General features: G+C 52.9%; 18 protein-coding genes. 10 read left to right on the top strand and 8 right to left on the bottom strand.

The features are described 5' to 3' along the window. Position 1: 1 nt before the first annotated feature. The gene (locus NA986_RS16065) at positions 2-2,215 is read left to right on the top strand and encodes a bifunctional diguanylate cyclase/phosphodiesterase (RefSeq protein ID WP_000773647.1); all 2,214 of its coding nucleotides are present in this window, start codon (positions 2-4) and stop codon (positions 2,213-2,215) included. 35 nt (positions 2,216-2,250) lie between these two features. On the opposite strand, the gene ppx is transcribed toward NA986_RS16065, so the two are convergent. From ppx to purM, 4 genes are all read right to left on the bottom strand, one after another. Next, complete coding sequence (gene ppx / locus NA986_RS16060) at positions 2,251-3,792, bottom strand: exopolyphosphatase (RefSeq protein WP_001123330.1); 1,542 nt, start codon at positions 3,790-3,792, stop codon at positions 2,251-2,253. 4 nt (positions 3,793-3,796) lie between these two features. Next, complete coding sequence (ppk1, locus tag NA986_RS16055) at positions 3,797-5,863, bottom strand: polyphosphate kinase 1 (RefSeq protein WP_000529555.1); 2,067 nt, start codon at positions 5,861-5,863, stop codon at positions 3,797-3,799. 188 nt (positions 5,864-6,051) lie between these two features. After that, complete coding sequence (purN, locus tag NA986_RS16050) at positions 6,052-6,690, bottom strand: phosphoribosylglycinamide formyltransferase (protein WP_001028589.1); 639 nt, start codon at positions 6,688-6,690, stop codon at positions 6,052-6,054. Then, complete coding sequence (gene purM / locus NA986_RS16045) at positions 6,690-7,727, bottom strand: phosphoribosylformylglycinamidine cyclo-ligase (RefSeq protein WP_000130477.1); 1,038 nt, start codon at positions 7,725-7,727, stop codon at positions 6,690-6,692. Before purM ends, purN begins: the two co-directional genes overlap by 1 nt. Before the next feature lie 414 nt (positions 7,728-8,141). Between purM and upp the strand changes: the two genes are divergently transcribed. The 3 genes from upp to NA986_RS16030 all read left to right on the top strand — a co-directional run bounded on the left by upp (position 8,142) and on the right by NA986_RS16030 (position 10,941). Continuing rightward, complete coding sequence (upp, locus tag NA986_RS16040; protein ID WP_000706208.1) at positions 8,142-8,768, top strand: uracil phosphoribosyltransferase; 627 nt, start codon at positions 8,142-8,144, stop codon at positions 8,766-8,768. Positions 8,769-8,855: 87 nt separating this feature from the next. Beyond that, the gene (uraA, locus tag NA986_RS16035) at positions 8,856-10,145 is read left to right on the top strand and encodes a uracil permease (protein ID WP_000198343.1); all 1,290 of its coding nucleotides are present in this window, start codon (positions 8,856-8,858) and stop codon (positions 10,143-10,145) included. Positions 10,146-10,239: 94 nt separating this feature from the next. Continuing rightward, positions 10,240-10,941, top strand: coding sequence for a DnaA inactivator Hda (locus NA986_RS16030; RefSeq protein ID WP_061835882.1), 702 nt, complete (start codon positions 10,240-10,242; stop codon positions 10,939-10,941). A 26-nt stretch (positions 10,942-10,967) separates the two neighbouring features. Here the strand turns inward: NA986_RS16030 and arsC are convergent, their stop codons facing one another. Together arsC and bepA are read right to left on the bottom strand one after the other, a co-directional pair. Then, positions 10,968-11,327, bottom strand: a complete 360-nt coding sequence (gene arsC, locus NA986_RS16025) for an arsenate reductase (glutaredoxin) (protein ID WP_000132650.1) — start codon at positions 11,325-11,327, stop codon at positions 10,968-10,970. Between the two features lie 39 nt (positions 11,328-11,366). Further along, positions 11,367-12,830, bottom strand: coding sequence for a beta-barrel assembly-enhancing protease (gene bepA / locus NA986_RS16020; protein WP_000489631.1), 1,464 nt, complete (start codon positions 12,828-12,830; stop codon positions 11,367-11,369). A gap of 207 nt (positions 12,831-13,037) precedes the next feature. Here bepA and NA986_RS16015 point away from each other — a divergent pair, with 207 nt between their 5' ends. The 4 genes from NA986_RS16015 to NA986_RS16000 all read left to right on the top strand — a co-directional run bounded on the left by NA986_RS16015 (position 13,038) and on the right by NA986_RS16000 (position 18,050). Then, complete coding sequence (locus NA986_RS16015; RefSeq protein WP_000892056.1) at positions 13,038-14,105, top strand: AI-2E family transporter; 1,068 nt, start codon at positions 13,038-13,040, stop codon at positions 14,103-14,105. 276 nt (positions 14,106-14,381) lie between these two features. Continuing rightward, a complete protein-coding gene (locus NA986_RS16010) occupies positions 14,382-15,569 on the top strand; it encodes a sugar diacid recognition domain-containing protein (protein WP_023205179.1) in 1,188 nt (395 codons plus the stop codon). A 67-nt stretch (positions 15,570-15,636) separates the two neighbouring features. Then, positions 15,637-16,905: a GntP family permease gene (locus NA986_RS16005; protein WP_000200859.1), complete on the top strand. Its 1,269-nt coding sequence runs from the start codon at positions 15,637-15,639 to the stop codon at positions 16,903-16,905. Positions 16,906-16,910: 5 nt separating this feature from the next. Further along, positions 16,911-18,050: a glycerate kinase gene (locus NA986_RS16000; RefSeq protein ID WP_023215827.1), complete on the top strand. Its 1,140-nt coding sequence runs from the start codon at positions 16,911-16,913 to the stop codon at positions 18,048-18,050. A 46-nt stretch (positions 18,051-18,096) separates the two neighbouring features. Here NA986_RS16000 and bcp read toward each other — a convergent pair whose 3' ends face one another. After that, positions 18,097-18,567 (bottom strand): thioredoxin-dependent thiol peroxidase, encoded by a 471-nt coding sequence (gene bcp / locus NA986_RS15995; RefSeq protein WP_001068686.1) that lies wholly within the window; start codon positions 18,565-18,567, stop codon positions 18,097-18,099. After that, positions 18,567-19,139 carry a glycine cleavage system transcriptional repressor gene (locus NA986_RS15990; protein ID WP_000189061.1) on the bottom strand — a complete coding sequence of 191 codons (573 nt, stop codon included), beginning with the start codon at positions 19,137-19,139 and terminating at the stop codon, positions 18,567-18,569. Before NA986_RS15990 ends, bcp begins: the two co-directional genes overlap by 1 nt. Before the next feature lie 145 nt (positions 19,140-19,284). Here NA986_RS15990 and dapA point away from each other — a divergent pair, with 145 nt between their 5' ends. Then, positions 19,285-20,163 (top strand): 4-hydroxy-tetrahydrodipicolinate synthase, encoded by an 879-nt coding sequence (gene dapA / locus NA986_RS15985; protein WP_000494020.1) that lies wholly within the window; start codon positions 19,285-19,287, stop codon positions 20,161-20,163. A 16-nt stretch (positions 20,164-20,179) separates the two neighbouring features. Beyond that, entirely contained in the window at positions 20,180-21,214 is a 1,035-nt protein-coding gene (gene bamC, locus NA986_RS15980) for an outer membrane protein assembly factor BamC (RefSeq protein ID WP_000331877.1), read from the top strand. Positions 21,215-21,293 lie beyond the last annotated feature (79 nt).

Below are 21,293 nucleotides of genomic sequence, written 5' to 3'. Positions count from 1 at the left end.
TATGAAACTAAATAAAACTTATATAAATATCAGAGATAAATGGTGGGGACTACCGCTCATCCTTCCTTCGATTTTACTACCTGTTTTAAGTAGCGCAAATACTTATGCGCTTACCAGCACTGGAAATGTGGTTCTTTTTTACCTGCCGTTAGCTTTTATGCTTAGCCTGATGCTCTTTTTCGGCTGGGCAGCACTGCCGGGCATTGTGCTTGCTATCTTCTGGCGCAGATACCCGCAGACAGGGCTGTATGAAACCCTTTCTGTGACGATGCACTTTATCATTACTATCGTGCTAAGCTGGGGCGGCTATCGTGTCTTTTCCCCCCGGCGAAACAATGTTTCCCACGGCGACGCCCACCTGTTGTTTCAACGAATATTCTGGCAGGTATTTTGTTCTGCAACATTATTTCTGGTCATCTACCAGTTTGCCGCTTTTGTTGGCATGTACGAAAGCAAAGCCAGCCTGATGGGGGTAATGCCCTTTAATATCAACACGCTGATTAATTACCAGGCGTTACTGGTCGGTAACCTTGTCGGCGTGCCATTGTGCTATTTTATTATTCGTACTCTCCGCAATCCGCTGCACCTGCGGGGGTATTATCAGCAATTAAAGCTACAGATTGATAGCAAGGCCACTAAAAAAGAGATCGTTATTTGGCTGGCCGTATTGACTACACTAATGTTTATACTGTGTATGCCATTGACTGATAATAGTTCAATATTTAGTACCAACTATACGCTTTCGTTATTATTGCCGGTCATGCTATGGGGCGCGATGCGCTATGGCTATAAGTTTATTTCAATTATCTGGGCCGTCGTGTTAATTACGTCGATTCATTATTATCAGCGTTATATGCCCTGGTATTCAGGTTATGATACGCAATTAGCGATTACCTCTTCGAGCTATCTGGTTTTTTCTTTTATTGTTAATTATATGTCTGTACTGGCCACGCGTCAGCGCGTAGTGAGTGGTCGCGCACGGCGGCTGGCCTATCTTGACCCGGTTGTACATCTTCCCAATTTACGTGCGTTAAACCGCGCGCTCCAAAATGCGCCCTGGTCTACGATCTGTTTTTTACACGTGCCGGGCCTGGAGCTATTGGGTAAAAATTATGGCGTCATGCTACGCATCCAGTATAAGCAAAAGCTCTCTCACTGGATTACGCCGATGCTGGCCTCAAATGAGTGCGTCTACCAGATGTCAGGGCACGACCTGGTGCTGCGTCTTAATACAGAGGCGCATCAGCAGCGTATTGAAGCGCTGGATAAACATATTAAGCAGTTTCGGTTTATCTGGGATGGACTGCCGCTACAGCCGCCTGTCGGCGTGAGCTACTGCTGCGTGCGTTCTCCGGTTAGCCACCTTTATCTTCTGCTGGGCGAATTAAGCACCAGTTCCGATCTTTCGTTGACGACTAACGCGCCGGAGGATTTACAGCGGCGCGGCGCAATGCACCTGCAGCGCGATTTGAAGGGCAGAATTGCGATGATGAATCGGCTGCAACAGGCGTTGGAGCACGATCATTTTTTCCTGATGGCGCAGCCTATTTTCGGCGTTCGTGGGGACGTTTACCATGAAATTTTACTGCGACTCAGGGATGACAACGGCGACGTTATCAACCCGGACAATTTTTTACCCGTGGCGCATGAGTTTGGTTTGTCTTCCGCTATCGATCTCTGGGTGATTGAAAACACGCTGCGGTTTATGGCGGCCAGCCGGGAATATATGCCCGCGCATCGTTTTGCCATTAATCTGTCGCCAACATCAGTATGCCGCGCTCGTTTTCCTGCAGAAGTTAAGCAGCTGCTTACGCAATATCAAGTTGAACCCTGGCAACTGGTTTTTGAGGTAACGGAAAGTAACTCTCTCACCAATGCTGAGCAGGCGCAGTTGACGCTGGGACAGCTACAGCAGTTTGGCTGTCAGATAGCGATTGATGATTTCGGTACTGGCTACGCCAGCTATGCGCGGCTGAAAAACGTTGACGCCGATATTCTTAAAATTGACGGCAGTTTTATTCGCAATATAGTGTCAAACAGTCTCGATTATCAGATTGTGGCTTCTATTTGTCATTTAGCGCGAATGAAAAATATGCAGGTCGTCGCGGAGTATGTCGAGAGCGAAGAAATACGAAGCGTCGTGCTCTCGTTGGGGATCGACTATCTTCAGGGATATTTAATTGGCGAGCCGCAGCTATTATCTGAGATTCAGTAAAGGCAGACGCCGCGGCGCGGCGTCTGGCTCACAATTTACGCGGCGATCTCCGGCGAGCTTTCTTCCTCAATATTGAGACGCCAGCCAGTTACCGCTTCCCAGTACTGCTGTTCTTTTTCCAGATCAAGCAGTACCAGCGCATTCTGGCTGAACCAGTCATGCGGAAAACATAACGTCCAGTGGCTGTCATCGGTCGTTAGCCGCAGCGTCGGCGGCGTGGTGGTCGCCTGCCGCTGGTTGTTCAGTAATACGCCCAGCCGAAGTAGCTGAATTAACGGCAGATACTGTTTTTTCTTAAACAGCGTAAAGCGGGGCATATCATCCAGTTTTATGGCTTTACGATGGTAACGCACCAGCGTCGCCATCATCATTTGCTGCTCCTGATTAAAGCCGGGCAAATCGCTGTGTTGCAGAATATAAGCCGAATGGCGATGTAAACCGCTGTGATTAATATTCAGTCCAACCTCATGCAGCATTGCCGCCCAGCGAAGCAACGCTTCAAGCTGCGGATGCGCCAGTTTTGGCTGCTGGGCCTGCCACTGTTCGTACATCTGCATGGTGGTTTCCAGCACGCGTCTGGCCTGTTCTCTGTCAATGTTGTATTGATTGGCCAGACTTTTTGCGGTACGGCTGCGAACATCCTGATGGCGGAAGCGGCCTTCCATTTCATACAGCACGCCTTCGCGCAACGCGCCGTCGGAAAGGCGAAGCTCGCGGATAGCCAGAGCATCAAAAACGCCGCACAGAATCGCCAGGCCCGGCACAAAGACCGCTTTTCGTTCTTCAGACAGACCCGGCAGGCTGAGAGCATTAAAGGAGCGGTGCTTCAACACTTCTGACTTCAGTTTATCGAGGCGCTCCGGCGTAATGAAGCCATCTTTCTCACCCAGCGCCAGGAGAACTTCATGAGCGGCCTTAATCGTACCGGAAGCGCCCATCGCCACGTTCCAACCCTGAATACGATACTGCCAGGTTAAGGTTTCCAGTTTTTGCGCCGCCGCCATTCGGGCGCGCTGGAAGTTTTCTTTATTGATAACGCCGCCGGGAAAGTAGAGCTGCGCGAAGCTCACGCAGCCCATACGACGGCTTTCAACCAGCCTGGGTTCGAAGTTTTCGCCAATGACCAGCTCTGTTGACCCGCCGCCGATATCGATCACCAGCTTGCGGCCTTTTTCCGGCTGCGTATGTTCTACGCCCATAAAAATCAGGCGCGCTTCTTCGTTACCGGAAATAATCTCTATCGGGTAGGGAATAACCTTTTCCGCGCGTTTGAGAAAATCAGCGGCATTTTGCGCCTGACGTAACGTATGGGTGCCTACGATACAGACGCTGGAAGGGGAGAAACCTTGTAAGCGTTCAGCAAACAGCGACAGACAGCTAAGCCCCCGTTCCATGGCTTCTTCGCTGAGTTTGTTATCTGCGCCCAGCCCGTCCGCCAGATGGACGCGCTGTTTTAAACGCCCGATAATCTGCATTGCGCCGTCAACCACGCGGGCAATGACCATATGAAAGCTGTTTGAGCCGAGATCGACCGCAGCGAACTCCTGCGGGCGGGGGGATTTATCGTAAATTGGCATAGCGTTAGTCTGGTTGCTCGAGTGATTTGATGTAGTCATAAATTGCCAGCTGCGCCTGGACTTTACGGCGATTGCCGCGCGGTACGTAGCGGTTGCTGAGTTCTTTATCGATAAAACGCGCTTTTACCGTGTCGCTAAACAGAATGTCAATGATATCCAGGACGCGTTGTTTAAGCCGCGGGTCGAGGATAGGCGTAGCGACTTCGATACGGTAGTCAATATTACGCGTCATCCAGTCAGCTGAAGAGAGCCAAACTTGCTTATCACCGCCGTTTTCGAAAATATAAACCCGATCGTGTTCCAGATAGCGATCCACAATGCTAATCGCGCGAATATTATCGCTAATGCCTTCCAGTTGCGGAATAAGAGAACACATACCGCGCACCAGCAGATTGACCTGGACGCCCGAACCCGACGCGGCGTATAGCCTGTCGACCAACCCTTTATCGACCAGGTTGTTAAGCTTTAAGGTAATCCCTGACGGTAAGCCTTGCTGGGCATTGGCGATTTCACGATCGATCATCTCATACAGCAGACGCCGTGAGTTTTGTGGAGAAACCATCAAATAATCGAAAGTGACCGGGCGATAGGGGTTTTCAATAAAATTAAAGACCCGGCGCACTTCATTGGTAATGCGCGCATCGGCGGTCAGCAGCGAATAATCGGTATACAGCCGCGCCGTTTTTTCGTTGAAGTTACCGGTGCCGATATGCGCATAACGCACCACGTCATCGCCCTCTTTTCGTGAGATGAGGAAGAGTTTGGCGTGAATTTTCAGCCCGGGCGCAGAGAAAATAACATGGACGCCCGCTTCGGTTAACCGCTTGGCCCAGTGAATATTTGCCTCTTCATCGAAGCGCGCCTGCAACTCCACCACCACGGTGACTTTTTTGCCGTTATGGGCGGCATGGATCATCGAGTCAATAATGCGCGAGTCTTTCGCTACGCGATAAATATTGATTTTGATCGCCAGCACGCTTGGGTCAAACGACGCCTGACGCAGCAGTTCCAGCACATGTTCAAAGGTGTGATAAGGATAATAGAGCAGCACATCACGTTCACGAATCGCGTCGAAACCGTTACGAAACTTCTCTTTATCAAACCAAAGATGGCGTAACCGCGGTAACGGTTTATTGACCAGGTTGGCTTTACCGACATTCGGAAAATTAATAAAGTCTTTAAAATTGTGGTAGCGCCCGCCGGGTACGATTGAGTCATACCGGGAGATCGTCAGTTTTTCCCGCAGCACGTCGACCAGCGCGGCGGGCATATCGCGTTGATAGACAAAGCGCACAGGTTCAGCGGTCAGGCGCTGCTTCAGGCTGGAAGACATCAGCTCCATCAGACTGGATTCCATCTCATGCACCAGGTCATATTCGGCATCGCGGGTCATTTTCATCGAATAGGCATTAAGCGCGTCATAGTCGAAGAACCCTTTAAAAATGTCATCCAGGCAGTAGCGCAGAATATTATCCAGAAGGATCATCGGCTTGCGTCTGCGTGGTGTTTCCGGCGGCAGATTAACGAAGCGTGGGACTTTGTCGGACGGTATCTCCAGCAGCGCATAGTTGATGGTGTCGCCGCGGATAATCTCCACCGCCAGATAGGTGTAATCATCTTTTAAAAACTGAACAAGATCCGTCTCCCGGTTAATGAGAATCGGGGTAATATGCTGGCGCAAATAGTGCTTAAAATAGTGGCGCAACCAGCTTTGTTGGTTCACCGAGAGCTGACGCTCGTTGATCAGAAAGATTTGATTACGCGCCATTTCCAGCAGTAATTCGTTGTACAGGCCGTCGAACTCCTGGTCTGCTTTCAACACGCGGGACTGAATTTTGCCTAACAAATGGCGTGAATGAGAATTTGAACCCTGCTCTTCGCTGATAATAATGCGTCGTTTCAGTTCAGCGAAACGCACTTTGTAGAACTCGTCGAGGTTATTAGAATAGATTCCCAGGAACCGCATTCGCTCAATCAACGGGTTGGATTTGTCCGCCGCTTCCTGTAACACGCGTTCGTTAAATGCTAACCAGCTTAGTTCTTTCTCGATATATAGCTTTTCCTGACCCATTACTACCTATACTCCGTTTTATTCACGGGACACTGCCTGATGATTATGGCGAGCATTACGCGTTAATGTCCAACTGCGCCAGAAAAATATGACAATAAACTGATAGCATAAAGGAAGGGAAAAGAGTAGGCCGGATAGGCATTTATGCCGCCATCCGGCAAGCAGACGCAGTCCTGTTCGATGACGTATTATTCGTCAGACGCATAACCTTGCGGCGGCAGACGACGCCCGTCCAGCCAGGCGGCGTTATCGCGCATCTTTAGACGCCCCTGCGCAAACCAGCTAATCACCAGCGGATAAATCGCATGTTCCTGAGTCTGTACGCGTGCGGTGATATCATCTTCGCTGTCGTCGGCAAAAACCGGCACCTTCGCCTGGAGAATGACCGGGCCGCCGTCGAGTTCGTCTGTCACGAAATGTACCGAGGTACCGTGCTCCTCATCGCCGTTTTCCAGCGCCTGGCGATGGGTATGCAACCCCGGATATTTTGGCAGCAGGGAAGGGTGAATGTTCAGCAGACGCCCGTAGTAATGCGCGACAAACATCGGACTCAGAATACGCATAAAACCGGCCAGCACGACCACATCGGGCGCATACGCGTCTATCTTGCGAATCAACTCGCGATCGAAGGCGTCGCGGCTGTCAAACCGATCGGCAGTCAGCGCTTGCGCCGGAATGCCGGCTTCTCTGGCGCGTTCAAGGCCGAACGCGTCGGCCTTATTGCTGAATACTGCCCTGAGGGTGCCTTTAATTTTCTTCGCTTCGCAGGCATCGATAATCGCCTGTAAATTGCTTCCATTGCCGGAAATCAGCACCACAATATTCATTATTCAATAACCACACGCTGTTCGGAATCAGAGGCTTTGATGATACCGATTTTCCATGCGTTTTCACCTTTCTCGTTTAGCAGAGCAAGCGCTTTGTCCGCTTCCGGAGCGGAGAGCGCAATCACCATGCCGACGCCGCAGTTAAAGGTACGGTACATTTCATGTCGGCTGACATTACCGGCGGTTTGCAACCAGGTAAAGATGGCGGGCCACTGCCATGACGACTCATTAATTACTGCCTGGGTATTCTCCGGCAGAACGCGCGGAATATTCTCCCAAAAGCCGCCGCCGGTGAGGTGGGCGATAGCGTGCACATCGACGTTTTCAATCAGTTCCAGAACCGATTTTACGTAGATACGGGTCGGTTCAAGCAGATGATCGGCCAGCGGCTTCCCTTCCAGCAGAGTGGTTTGTGGGTCGCAGCCGCTAACGTCAATAATTTTCCGCACCAGCGAATATCCATTCGAGTGCGGGCCGCTGGAGCCGAGCGCAATCAGCACGTCGCCTTCGGCAACCCGGGAGCCGTCGATGATTTCTGATTTTTCGACTACGCCGACGCAGAAACCCGCCACATCGTAATCTTCGCCGTGATACATGCCCGGCATTTCCGCCGTCTCGCCGCCGACCAGCGCGCAGCCGGATTGCAGGCAGCCTTCGGCAATACCGTTGATCACGCTGGCAGCGGTATCGACATCCAGTTTACCCGTGGCATAGTAATCGAGGAAAAACAGCGGTTCCGCGCCCTGAACGACCAGATCGTTTACGCACATCGCCACCAGATCAATACCGATAGCGTCGTGACGCTTTAAGTCCATCGCCAGGCGAAGTTTGGTGCCTACGCCGTCAGTGCCGGAAACCAGTACCGGTTCACGATATTTTTGCGGCAACGCGCACAGCGCACCGAAACCGCCCAGACCGCCCATAACCTCCGGGCGGCGAGTTTTCTTCACTACGCCTTTGATTCGATCAACCAGAGCGTTACCCGCATCAATATCGACGCCGGCATCTTTATAGCTAAGAGAGGTCTTATCGGTCACTGCCTGGTTCCCCACGTTTTTTCTTGCGGTAAAAGTTAAATTCGGCGCAATTCTAACAGGGAAAGCAAACGTTTGCGAGCGTGGTCTGCGCCCTGGATATCCGGGCGATTTTTTTTGGCATGGTTTCGGTCGCTGCTTGAAAATTTCTCTGTTGGTAAAAAAGAAAAGGATATCCAGCACTTGGTTTACGACAGGTGGCCTGGACAGGCTATTCATCCTTAAAATTGCTAAGATTCAAACGGTTGTTAGCCTTTATCGCCTGTTTCAACGTGAGTGATTTATACTCACTTTTCCGCTATCTGCGCTTTTGGTTGATCCAGGTCAAGCATACATTGTGTTGCGTCAGAGAGGAAAAGCGGTATAATCCGGCGATTTTTTTTGTGGTTGCCAGTCATCTGAGGATAGGAGAAGAGTATGAAGATCGTGGAAGTCAAACACCCACTCGTCAAACACAAGCTGGGTCTGATGCGTGAAAACGACATTAGCACTAAACGCTTTCGTGAACTCGCCTCAGAAGTAGGCAGCCTGCTGACGTATGAAGCGACAGCCGACCTGGAAACGGAAAAAGTCACCATCGAAGGCTGGAATGGCCCGGTGGAAATCGACCAGATCAAAGGTAAAAAAATTACCGTTGTGCCGATTCTGCGCGCGGGTCTGGGCATGATGGAAGGCGTTCTGGAAAATGTACCGAGCGCGCGTATCAGCGTAGTCGGGATGTACCGTAACGAAGAGACGCTTGAGCCAGTACCTTATTTCCAGAAGCTGGTATCGAACATTGATGAGCGCATGGCGCTGATCGTCGACCCGATGTTGGCGACCGGCGGTTCTGTCATCGCGACCATCGACCTGCTGAAAAAAGCAGGCTGTAGCAGCATTAAGGTGCTGGTGCTGGTCGCCGCGCCGGAAGGCATTGCGGCGCTGGAAAAAGCGCACCCGGACGTTGAACTGTACACCGCCTCTATCGATCAGGGGCTTAACGAGCACGGATACATTATTCCGGGGCTTGGCGATGCCGGCGATAAGATTTTTGGTACCAAATAAGTGAATAAATAATTAAAAGCCGACTTTAAGAGTCGGCTTTTTTTTGAATAAAACAACTCATAACAAACACACTTAGAGGAAAACACTATGACGCGCCGTGCTATCGGGGTGAGTGAAAGACCGCCGCTTTTACAGACAATCCCGCTTAGTTTACAGCACCTTTTCGCCATGTTTGGCGCGACCGTGCTGGTGCCAGTTCTGTTTCATATCAACCCCGCGACGGTTCTGCTGTTTAACGGTATCGGAACGTTGCTGTATCTCTTTATCTGCAAAGGTAAAATTCCGGCCTACCTCGGATCGAGCTTTGCCTTTATTTCCCCGGTACTACTGCTGTTGCCGCTGGGTTATGAAGTGGCGCTGGGCGGTTTTATTATGTGCGGCGTGCTGTTCTGTCTGGTCTCTTTCATCGTTAAAAAAGCGGGCACCGGCTGGCTGGATGTGATGTTCCCGCCTGCGGCAATGGGCGCAATCGTTGCCGTCATCGGTCTGGAGCTGGCTGGCGTCGCGGCGGGGATGGCCGGATTGCTGCCTGCGCAAGGGCAGTCGCCGGACACGAAAACAATTATCATCTCCATGGTCACGCTGGCGGTGACGGTGTTCGGCTCCGTACTGTTTCGTGGTTTCCTGGCGATCATTCCGATTTTGATCGGCGTGCTGGCAGGCTATGCGCTGTCATTCGCGCTGGGAGTGGTCGATACCACGCCGATTGCCCAGGCACACTGGTTTGCGCTACCGACTTTCTATACGCCGCGTTTTGAATGGTTCGCGATCCTGACGATTCTGCCCGCGGCGTTGGTCGTGATCGCCGAGCATGTCGGTCATCTGGTGGTGACGGCGAATATCGTCAAAAAAGATTTAGTGCGCGATCCCGGTTTGCACCGCTCGATGTTCGCTAACGGACTGTCGACGATCGTCTCCGGTTTCTTCGGCTCCACGCCGAATACCACCTATGGGGAAAATATTGGCGTCATGGCGATCACCCGCGTTTACAGTACCTGGGTTATCGGCGGCGCGGCGATTTTCGCCATTCTGCTTTCCTGTGTTGGCAAACTGGCGGCGGCGATTCAGATTATCCCGTTACCCGTGATGGGCGGCGTCTCGCTGCTGTTGTACGGCGTTATCGGCGCGTCGGGGATTCGCGTATTGATCGAATCAAAAGTCGACTACAACAAAGCGCAAAACCTGATCCTCACCTCGGTGATTTTGATCATCGGCGTGAGCGGCGCGAAAGTGCATATCGGCGCGGCAGAATTGAAAGGGATGGCGCTGGCGACCATCGTCGGGATTTGCCTGAGCCTGATTTTTAAACTGATTAGCCTGTTGCGTCCGGAAGAAGTGGTACTGGAGGCAAATGATGCGGAGCCTCCGCATCAGTAACGGGTTGCCGGGCAGCGATGCTGCCCGGTTCTATCTCAAGGGAATTATGTGGTAAACTCAGCGCGATTTTATGTCATCCTGGGTTGAGGTATCTCTGAACACACCGGCACAGCTCTCTTTGCCACTTTATCTTCCTGACGACGAAACTTTCGCAAGTTTCTGGCCGGGGGATAACGCCTCTCTACTGGCCGCGTTACAAAACGTGTTGCGCCAGGAACATAGTGGATATATCTACCTTTGGGCGCGTGAAGGCGCGGGCCGCAGCCATTTGCTGCACGCCGCCTGCGCTGAACTGTCGCAGCGTGGAGATGCGGTAGGCTACGTCCCGCTCGATAAACGTACCTGGTTCGTGCCGGAAGTGCTCGACGGTATGGAACACCTCTCGCTGGTGTGTATTGATAACATTGAGTGTGTCGCTGGCGATGAACTGTGGGAGATGGCGATCTTTGATCTCTATAACCGCATTCTGGAGTCCGGTAAGACGCGGTTATTGATCACCGGCGATCGTCCGCCAAGACAGTTAAATCTGGGCTTGCCCGATCTCGCTTCCCGTCTGGACTGGGGGCAAATCTATAAACTCCAGCCTCTTTCCGATGAAGACAAACTTCAGGCGCTACAGTTGCGCGCCCGGTTACGGGGGTTTGAACTGCCGGAAGATGTCGGGCGGTTTTTACTCAAACGTCTTGATCGCGAAATGCGCACGCTGTTTATGACGCTGGATCAGCTCGATCATGCGTCGATCACTGCCCAGCGAAAACTGACGATCCCGTTTGTCAAAGAGATTCTGAAACTGTAATACGCCGCGACGGCGGCGTTCAACGGTTAACCGAGGATGTCCAGCACCTGCTCAGGCGGTCGGCCAATGCGCGCTTGGCCATTTGCTACCACAATGGGGCGCTCCATCAGTTTAGGGTGTTCAACCAGCGCCTGGATTAACGCCTCTTCACTCAGCTGGCTATCCGCCAGGTGAAGCGTCTTATAGAGATCTTCTTTCTGGCGCATCAGTTCGCGCGCGCTGGACATGCCCAACATACGCAGCAGTTCCCGCACGGTGGCGGCGTCGGCGGGCGTATCCAGATAAAGCACCACTTCCGGTTCCACGCCGTTAGATTTCAGCAGGTTCAGCGTGTCGCGGCTCTTCGAGCAGCGCGGGTTATGGTAGATTTTAATCGTGTCGGTCATGAGTTCTCCTTGTGACGCCATCCGGCTAATAAACGGCGATTACATTTTCGTGTATGGCTTGAAGCGTTCCTGTAACTGGCGCAACTGGTCGATACGCGCATCGTAACGCGCCTGTTGCTGGCTACCCAGTTTTGCCTGGGCGCTGGCGCTACTGAGCAGTGAAATTGCCTGATCCAGTCGTCCCGCCAGCGCATAACTTTCAGCGCGCGCCGCCAGCTCCTGATCGCGGTTGTTCAGCGCGGCTTCGGCCTGAGCAAGCAGATCCCAGCCGTTACCGTCATCTTTATGGCTAAAGGTGTAGCGATTCAGAATGGTTTCCGCCGCTTTCGGCTGGCCTCCCTGGAGGTACGCATTGGCGAGGTTTAACTGCAGCACAGGATTAACGCGCAGATCGCGGGCATTTTTCAGGCGATTAATCGCGTCGTTGGCTCTTTTCTGCCCCAGGTCAATATCGGTGGCGAGGTCAAGATACCAGGCATTGTTCGGCTCTGCGCTTAACAGCGGCTGCAACGTTTTGCGCGCTTCATCGTACTTGCTCGCTTCCATCGCCTGCAACGCCCGGCCATATTGCGCCGCATGTTGCTGACGCACGTTGCCTTTAGACCACTGATCCAGCAGGTCGCTGGTAAGCTGGTTACGTCCGGAATTGTACATTCCCAGGGCGCGCGCTTTGGCGAGATAGAAGTCAGCGGAAGATTGCACCACGACCGGACGCATCTGGTTGGCACGGTTGCGGGCATCCGCAAGGCGGCTTTCCGGTAAGGGGTGAGTGAGCAAAATTTCAGGCGGGCGCGTGGAGTAACGCGCCTGGTCGAGCAGTTTTTCGAGGAAAGAGGGCATCGCCTGTGGGTCAAATCCGGCGCGTTGCAGTACCTGAATACCAATACGGTCGGCCTCTTGCTCATTTTGCTGGGTGAAACTTATCATTCCCTGGCGCGTTCCCGCCAGAGTACCGGTTAGCGCCGCCATACCGGCCTGTGGGCTGGCCATGGCCAGCAAAATGGAACCCAGCGCGCCCACCCAGGTAAGCGGCGCGCTGCGCTTTTGATCTTCCATCGCGCGCGCCAGGTGGCGCTGCGTCACGTGGGAGATTTCATGCGCCATGACTGAAGCTAGCTGGCTTTCGTTATCCGCGTAGCGAAAAAGTGCCGAGTGCAGCACCACATTGCCGCCAAAGAACGCGAACGCGTTGATTTCGTCATTATTGATCAAGAAAAAATGGAAGGGCGTTTTGACGGAGTCGGCGTGCGAGACCAGACGCATCCCCAGCGCGTTAATGTATTGCACCAGCAGCGGATCGTTGATTAACGGCGCGCTGCCGCGTAGCTGGCGCACATAAAAGTCGCCCATTTGCATCTCTTGTCCGATAGAAAGCGTGCTTCCTGCCGAGGTTCCCATATCGGGCAGCGTGTCGGCAGGGTCGGCAAATGCGGGCGCGACCTGACCGAGAGCCAATGCTGCAATGAGGGTTGCCACCAGGTTTTTTTTCAACTGCCTGAACATAACCTCTATCCTGTTGTTTTGAGATAGCCCTTTGACCAACGTCGTGAAATATCGTTCCACGCTCCGACACTTCATAAGTGTAACTGTGATGAGCACAGACTCACTATTTTAGTTTCCTGAATCAACGATAAAAAGCGAAGTCTTTTTTGTGACATTTCGATACAATTCGGCATCACAATCCCGCAGTTGAGTTCTGGGAAGGGTTTTATGCTCGAAATGTTAATGCAATGGTATCGCCGTCGCTTCAGCGACCCGGAGGCGATTGCCTTGCTGGTCATTCTGGTGGCTGGTTTTAGCATCCTCTTTTTCTTTAGCGGCCTGTTAGCGCCGCTGCTGGTCGCAATCGTACTGGCCTACCTGCTGGAGTGGCCGACGGCGCGCCTGCAGGCGATTGGCTGTTCCCGGCGCTGGGCAGCCTCCATTGTCCTTATCCTCTTTGTCGGCATTCTGTTATTAATGGCGTTTGTGGTGATGCCGATTGCCTGGCAGCAGGGTATTTACCTGATTCGTGATATGCCCGGTATGCTGAATAAACTGTCCGATTTTGCCGCGACCTTGCCGCGACGCTATCCGGCGCTGATGGATGCGGGCATTATTGATGCGATGGCGGAAAACATGCGTACCCGGATGCTTAACATGGGCGATTCGGTGGTGAAGTATTCGCTGGCTTCGTTAGTCGGGCTACTGACGCTGGCGGTATATCTGGTGCTGGTGCCGCTGATGGTCTTTTTCCTGGTAAAAGATAAAGAGCAGATGTTGAATGCCGTGCGCCGCGTGCTGCCGCGTAATCGCGGGCTGGCGGGGCAGGTGTGGAATGAGATGAATCAGCAGATCACCAACTATATCCGCGGAAAAGTGCTGGAGATGGTAGTGGTGGGCGTGGCGACCTGGCTGGGCTTTTTGCTGTTTGGCCTCAACTATTCGCTGCTGCTGGCGGTACTGGTGGGCTTTTCGGTCCTGATCCCCTATATCGGCGCCTTTGTGGTGACAATTCCGGTGGTGGGCGTCGCGCTGTTTCAGTTTGGTCTGGGAACGGAATTCTGGAGCTGTTTTGCCGTTTATCTGATTATTCAGGCGCTGGATGGCAATCTGCTGGTACCGGTACTTTTCTCCGAAGCGGTGAATTTGCATCCGCTGGTGATTATTCTGTCAGTGGTGATTTTCGGCGGTCTGTGGGGTTTCTGGGGAGTGTTTTTCGCCATTCCATTGGCGACGCTGATTAAAGCCGTTGTCCATGCCTGGCCGGATGGTCAGGTGACGGATGCCTCATCCTGAGCGGTCTGTACAAAAGTTGTAAAGCGTGAACGACATCATAGTGCCCTGCCGCCATTTTGCGCACGCCTGATGAGGGACAAGCGCTTAGAAAGCCGCTCTTTTTTTTAATGCCGCACCGTGTTGCGGCATTTTTATTGTCGGAACCTACAAAATTCTCGCTGTAAAGCCGCCAAAATTTGGTGACTTAGCCTAAGCATTCTTCTGAGAAATTCGTTAATAAGTGACATCATTGATGCGAGATTGTTTTTTTAATGTGAAGCGATAACGAAACAGGGAATGAGTGTGTTGAGAAAACATTACTTGAAAGGGTATACCGCGCGGCAAATTGTACAGCGAGCCATGAAAATTATTCCTTACTCGGTAAATGTCATGGATGAACATGGCGTCATTATCGCGTCTGGCGAACCTTCGCGACTTCGCCAGCGTCATGAAGGAGCCATTCTGGCGCTAAAGGAAAACCGTATTGTAGAAATTGATTCCGCTACCGCCAATCAGCTAAAAGGCGTGCGATCCGGCATTAATCTTCCCATCTCTTTTCATGAACAGCTTATCGGCGTGGTAGGCATTACCGGCGAGCCGGAGGAGGTTCGCGCGTATGCCGAGCTGGTTAAAATGGCGGCGGAGCTGGTGATCGAACATATGGTGTTGATCGAACAGCGACAGTGGGATAAACGCTATCGCGAAGAGCTGATCAACCAATTGATTTTGCGAGAAAATTCAACAGAGTCGTTGCGCTCTATGGCGGCCTATCTGGGCATTGATCTGGCGGTTCCCAGAGTGGTGCTGATTATTGAACTTTCCCAGCCGGATCGCGAAGCGCTGCGCAATGTAATGGATTATTTCGAGAATCACGCGCGCAACCATTTGGTGACGTTTACCGAATTTAATGAATTAATCATTATTAAGCCTATCACGTTAAAAGAGGGAAAGTGGAATACCCGCCAGGAAATGGGCGAATTGCAGATTTTTAAATCATGGGCTGCATCATCGGGCGTTAGCCGTATTTTGGTTGGGGGTTATTTTGCCGGCGAGACGGGATTGCACCGATCTTTGCTCACTGCGAGAGCCACGCAGGCGATGGCGAAAAGACAAAAGCTGCGCAGCCAGTACATTTTTTATCATGACCATGCGCTTCCCGCGCTGCTAAGCGGGCTGTCTGAAAGTTGGCAAGTGCAGGAGCTATCGCGTCTGTGGCTGCAACTGGCGCAACATGACGCGAAAGGCGTATTGCAACAGACGCTGCGGACCTGGTTTGAACATAATTGTGACCTGACGCAAACAGCCAAAGCATTGCATATTCATGTGAATACATTGCGCTATCGCTTACAGCGCTGTGAGGATATTACGCACATAAAAATCAACGAGTTAAAAAGTACGCTTTGGCTTTATATCGGTATGGAGCTCCAGGCCGAATCTGTACCGTCCGACAAGTTACCGCTGCCAGGTCGAATCGAAATTTGTTGAAAGCTCCAGCGGATTTTTAGGCGGGTTTTTCCATACTGCGCGCTCCATGTTAAAGGAGGCGCAGTATATGACGTCGATATCCACCCTGGGAGCCATTGCCGCATTGGTTGTGGCCATCGTATTAATTTTAAGAAAAGTGTCGCCAGCCTACGGCATGATGGCGGGCGCGCTGGTCGGCGGTTTGATTGGCGGCGCCGATCTTCTGCAAACCGTGTCGCTGATGGTGTCAGGCGCGCAGGGCATTGTTAATGCCGTATTGCGTATTCTGGCCGCAGGCGTACTGGCGGGCGTATTAATTGAGTCCGGGGCGGCGAATACGATTGCTGAGACGATTGTCCGCAAAGTGGGGGAAACCCGGGCATTATTGGCATTAGCCATTGCCACACTATGTTTGACCGCCGTCGGCGTATTTATTGATGTGGCGGTGATTACCGTCGCGCCGATTGCGCTGTCGATTGCGCGTAATGCAGGCCTGTCAAAAAGCGCTATCCTGCTGGCGATGGTTGGCGGCGGCAAAGCGGGTAACGTGATGTCACCTAACCCGAACGCTATTGCCGCCTCCGATGCGTTTCATGTTCCTCTTACCTCTATTATGCTGGCGGGCGTGGTTCCGGGCATCGTTGGGCTTATTATCGCCTATCTGTTAGCGAAACGGCTGAATAATAAAGGCGCGGGCGTCGCCGATCATGAAGTGACTCACCATGATGACTCCGTCGCCAGACCCGGTTTTCTGGTGGCGATTAGCGCGCCGCTGGTCGCTATTTTCCTGCTTTCTCTCCGTCCGTTTGCCGGCATTTCCATTGACCCGTTAATTGCCCTGCCCGTAGGGGGATTGGTCGGTCTGCTGTTGATGGGACGCGCGCGCCACTGTAACCAGTACATGGTCGCCGGTCTGATGCGTATGGCGCCTGTCGCTATTATGTTGCTGGGAACCGGTACGCTGGCCGGCATTATCGCTAATTCCGAACTTAAAGATGTCCTGATTCATGGCCTCACCGCTTCGGGATTGCCGTCCTGGCTGCTGGCGCCCGTGTCTGGCGCCATGATGTCAATGGCGACGGCCTCAACCACGGCGGGAACGGCGGTGGCGTCCGGCGTTTTCTCTCCCACGTTACTTGAACTTGGCGTTTCCGCCCTGGCGGGAGCCGCTATGATCCATGCGGGCGCCACGGTACTGGACCATCTGCCGCACGGCAGCTTTTTCCACGCGACGGGCGGCAGCGTCAATATGCAAATTCATGAACGTTTAAAGCTAATGCCGTATGAAACGCTGGTGGGGCTAGCCATTACCTTTATTTCTACTCTGATGTTCGGTTTCTTTGGTTTTGCAGGATAATCCCTATGAAAATTGTTATTGCTCCTGATTCATTTAAAGAAAGTTTGTCCGCAATGGCGGTCGCTGAGGCGATAGAAAAGGGGTTCCGCGAAATTTATCCTGACGCCGACTACGTTAAAGTGCCCATGGCGGATGGCGGGGAAGGAACCGTACAATCAATGGTGGAAGCCAGCGGCGGGCGTTATGTCGACCAGTGGGTACAAGGCCCGCTTGGGCAACCGGTGGCCGCGCGCTGGGGAATGCTGGGCGATAGCGATACCGCCGTGATTGAAATGGCGGCGGCATCCGGGCTGCATCACGTTTCGCCTGAATTGCGCAACCCGCTTAATACCACCAGCTACGGCACCGGCGAGTTAATCGTCGCGGCGCTGGAGCGTGGCGTAAAGCGTATTATTCTGGGAATTGGCGGCAGCGCGACGAATGACGGCGGCGCGGGGATGATGCAGGCGCTTGGCGTTATATTGCGCGATAAACAGGGGCGCTCGCTTTCTCCGGGCGGCGAGGCGCTGGCGGCGCTGGCCTCTATCGATCTGTCCGGTTGTCACCCATTGCTGCGTAAGGTATCGATAACCGTGGCGTGCGATGTCAACAATCCGCTGTGTGGTTCCCAGGGCGCATCGGCCATTTTTGGCCCACAAAAAGGGGCGACAGCGGAAATGGTGAACACCCTGGACGCGGCGCTGGAAAACTGGGGCCGACATATTTATCAGGCTACGGGACGTGAGGTGATTAACGCTCCCGGCGCGGGTGCGGCAGGTGGAATGGGCGCCGCGCTTTTAGGATTGCTCAATGCGGAATTACGCGCCGGCGTAGAGATTGTCGTGGAAACGCTACAGCTTGAGCAGGCGGTTAAAGATGCCGATCTGGTGATTACCGGAGAAGGGCGGCTGGACAGCCAAAGTATTTGCGGCAAGACGCCGATTGGCGTCGCCAGAGTGGCGAAGCGGTATCATAAACCGGTTATCGCGCTCGCCGGTGGGCTGCAACACGATCATCACGTTGTGTATCAGCAGGGTATCGATGCGGCGCTGTCGATTTTGTCGCATATCGTTACGCTGCCGGAAGCCTTACACGAGGCGGAATATAACCTGAGCCTGTCGGCGCGCAATGTGGCGGCGATATGGCGTCTGGCGCGGCAAGCCTGACGGCGCATTCCCTTTCCAGGCCGCACATCAGCGCGGCCTGAGGCTTTTACGCGTTTTCTTTCAGCCAGTTCAACACCACATCATGGTGATTGCTGGTTTTAAAATCATTAAAGACGTGTTCAATCTTACCATCAGCGTCAATCAAAAAGCTGATGCGGTGAATGCCGTCATACGTTTTGCCCATAAACGACTTTTCGCCCCAGACGCCGAACTGTTCACACACCTGATGGTTTTCATCGGACAAAAGGGTAAAGTTCAGCAGCTCTTTTTCAGCGAAACGGGAGAGTTTTTCAGGTTTATCGGTGCTGATACCCAGCACGTCCACGCCTGCTTTTTTGAGCTCGTCCATGTTATCGCGTAAGCCGCAGGCCTGCACGGTACAGCCGGGTGTCATGGCTTTTGGGTAGAAATAAACCAGAACGCGCTGTCCCTGGAAGTCGGTCAAATTTACTTGTTCCCCGTCTTGATCCGGCAAGCTAAATTTCGGTGCGATATCACCGGCTTTCAGTGGATTCATTACTTAACTCCATCCTGTTCATCATGTTGTGAGTAATTGACGACGTTTATACTGCCTTGCGCATTGAGTTCTGTACATAGTGCTTTAAAGGCTTGCTCAATATTTGCGGAATTTTGCGACGCCGGGCTATGTGCGGTGATTTGAATAAATAATTGCGCAGCTTTATCACCTTCAGCCGGCTGCGTGCGGGAGACCAGCTCCGCAATATTCATTTCATGACTATTAAACAGCGCGGTGAATCGCTCAATTAAATGCGGGGAGTCGGCGACCTCAACCTGAACCCATACCGTCGCGGGCATTGCCGGGCGGGGACGGTCGGACGTCCGTTTCATCACAATCAGCAGATCCAGCTCCGCGCCTTTTAACGGTAATGTCGATTCAATCAAGGTAATCGCGTTCCACGTGCCGGACAACAGCATAATAAACGTGAATTCATCGCCCAGCATCGCCAGTCGGCTGTCTTCGATATTACAGCCGCAACTGCTGACATGGCGAGTAATGGTATTCACAATACCGGGCCTGTCGGCGCCCAGCGCAGTGATAACCAAATAGTGTTGTGATGACGGTGTCAAACCAGTTATTCCTTTGAGCGGTGAGGTAATCTTAAGGAAACCATAAAAAAAACCTGCATACAACAATCAGAACGGCTTTGGTCGCTTGCTTTTATTGCCATACCAAACGTACCATTGAGGGACTTGTTTGCACAGAGGATGGCCCATGTTCACGGGAAGTATTGTCGCGCTTGTTACGCCGATGGATGAGAAAGGTAACGTCAGTAGGTCTTGCCTGAAAAAACTCATTGATTATCATGTCGCCAACGGTACCTCGGCGATTGTTTCGGTTGGCACCACCGGCGAGTCTGCCACGCTAAGCCATGATGAACATGGCGATGTCGTGATGATGACGCTGGAACTGGCTGACGGACGTATTCCGGTTATCGCCGGCACGGGCGCAAACGCGACCGCGGAAGCGATTAGCCTGACGCAGCGTTTTAACGATAGCGGCATTGTTGGCTGCCTGACGGTAACGCCGTACTACAATCGCCCGACGCAGGAAGGTTTGTTCCAGCATTTCAAAGCCATCGCGGAACACACTGACTTGCCGCAAATTCTGTATAATGTGCCGTCCCGTACCGGTTGCGACATGTTGCCGGAAACCGTGGGTCGTCTGGCGGAAATAAAAAATATTATCGCTATCAAAGAGGCGACAGGGAACTTAACCCGCGTTCACCAGATCAAAGAGCTGGTTTCAGACGATTTTATTCTGCTTAGCGGCGATGACGCGTCTGCGCTGGACTTTATGCAACTGGGTGGTCATGGCGTGATTTCCGTTACTGCTAACGTAGCGGCGCGCGAGATGGCTGACATGTGCAAACTGGCGGCGGAAGGGCAATTTGCCGAGGCGCGCGCTATCAACCAGCGTCTGATGCCGTTACACAACAAACTATTTGTCGAACCCAATCCTATCCCGGTGAAATGGGCATGTAAGGCATTGGGTCTTGTGGCGACCGACACGCTGCGCCTGCCAATGACGCCTATCACGGACCATGGTCGTGACATCGTCAAAGCAGCGCTTCAGCATGCTGGCCTGCTGTAAAGTTTAGGGAGATTTGATGGCTTACTCAGTACAAAAGTCGCGCCTGGCGAAGGTTGCGGGTGTTTCGCTTGTTTTGCTGCTCGCTGCCTGTAGTTCCGATTCGCGCTACAAGCGCCAGGTAAGCGGCGATGAATCCTATCTGGATGCCGCGCCGCTTGCTGAACTTCACGCCCCGGCAGGAATGATCCTGCCGATAACGACCGGCGACTACGTTATTCCGGTCACGAAGGGGAGCGGCGCGGTTGGTAAGGCGTTGGATATCCGTCCGCCAGCGCAGCCGTTAGCGTTAGTGAGCGGCGCGCGTACCCAGTTCTCTGGCGATACCGCTACGCTATTGGTGGAAAATGGTCGTAGCAGCACGCTGTGGCCGCAAGTCGTCAGCGTGATTCAGGCGAAAAATTATCCGATTGAAAAACGTGACGATGCCAGCCAGACCCTGACGACCGATTGGGTGAACTGGAACCGCCTGGATGAAGACGAACAGTATCGTGGACGTTATCAAATCTCGGTGAAGCCGCAGGGCTATCAGCAGGCGGTAACGGTAAAACTGGTTAATCTGGAACAGGCTGGCAAGCCGGTCGCTGACGCGGCGTCGCTGCAGCGCTATAGCACGGAAATGATGAACGTCATTTCCGCCGGTCTGGATAAGACCGCTACGGATGCGGCAAATGCCGCGCAGAACCGTTCCGCCGCAACGATGGATGTGCAGAGCGCCGCTGATGATACCGGTTTACCTATGCTGGTCGTTCGCGGTCCGTTCAACCTCGTGTGGCAACGCCTCCCGGCCGCGCTGGAAAAAGTGGGCATGAAAGTCACCGACAGCACTCGCTCTCAGGGCAGCATGGCGGTAACGTACAAACCGTTGTCTGACAGCGACTGGCGGGATCTGGGCGCTAGCGACCCGGGCCTGGCATCCGGAGACTATAAATTGCAGGTCGGCGATTTAGATAACCGCAGCAGCTTGCAGTTTATCGATCCTAAGGGGCATACTCTGACGCAAAGCCAGAACGACGCGCTGGTTGCCGTCTTCCAGGCAGCGTTCAACAAGTAATTTAACAGGGCTGGAGTAATCCGGCCCTTTTTTCTGATAAGATACGCAAACGTGTGCGTCGGTACAAAAACGCGATTTA

It is taken from the genome of Salmonella sp. NW177, from assembly GCF_051811585.1.
GTDB classification, from domain to species: Bacteria; Pseudomonadota; Gammaproteobacteria; order Enterobacterales; family Enterobacteriaceae; genus Salmonella; species Salmonella enterica.
The sequence above is the reverse complement of the archived record's forward strand: the minus strand, read 5'-3'. Positions and strand labels throughout refer to the sequence as shown.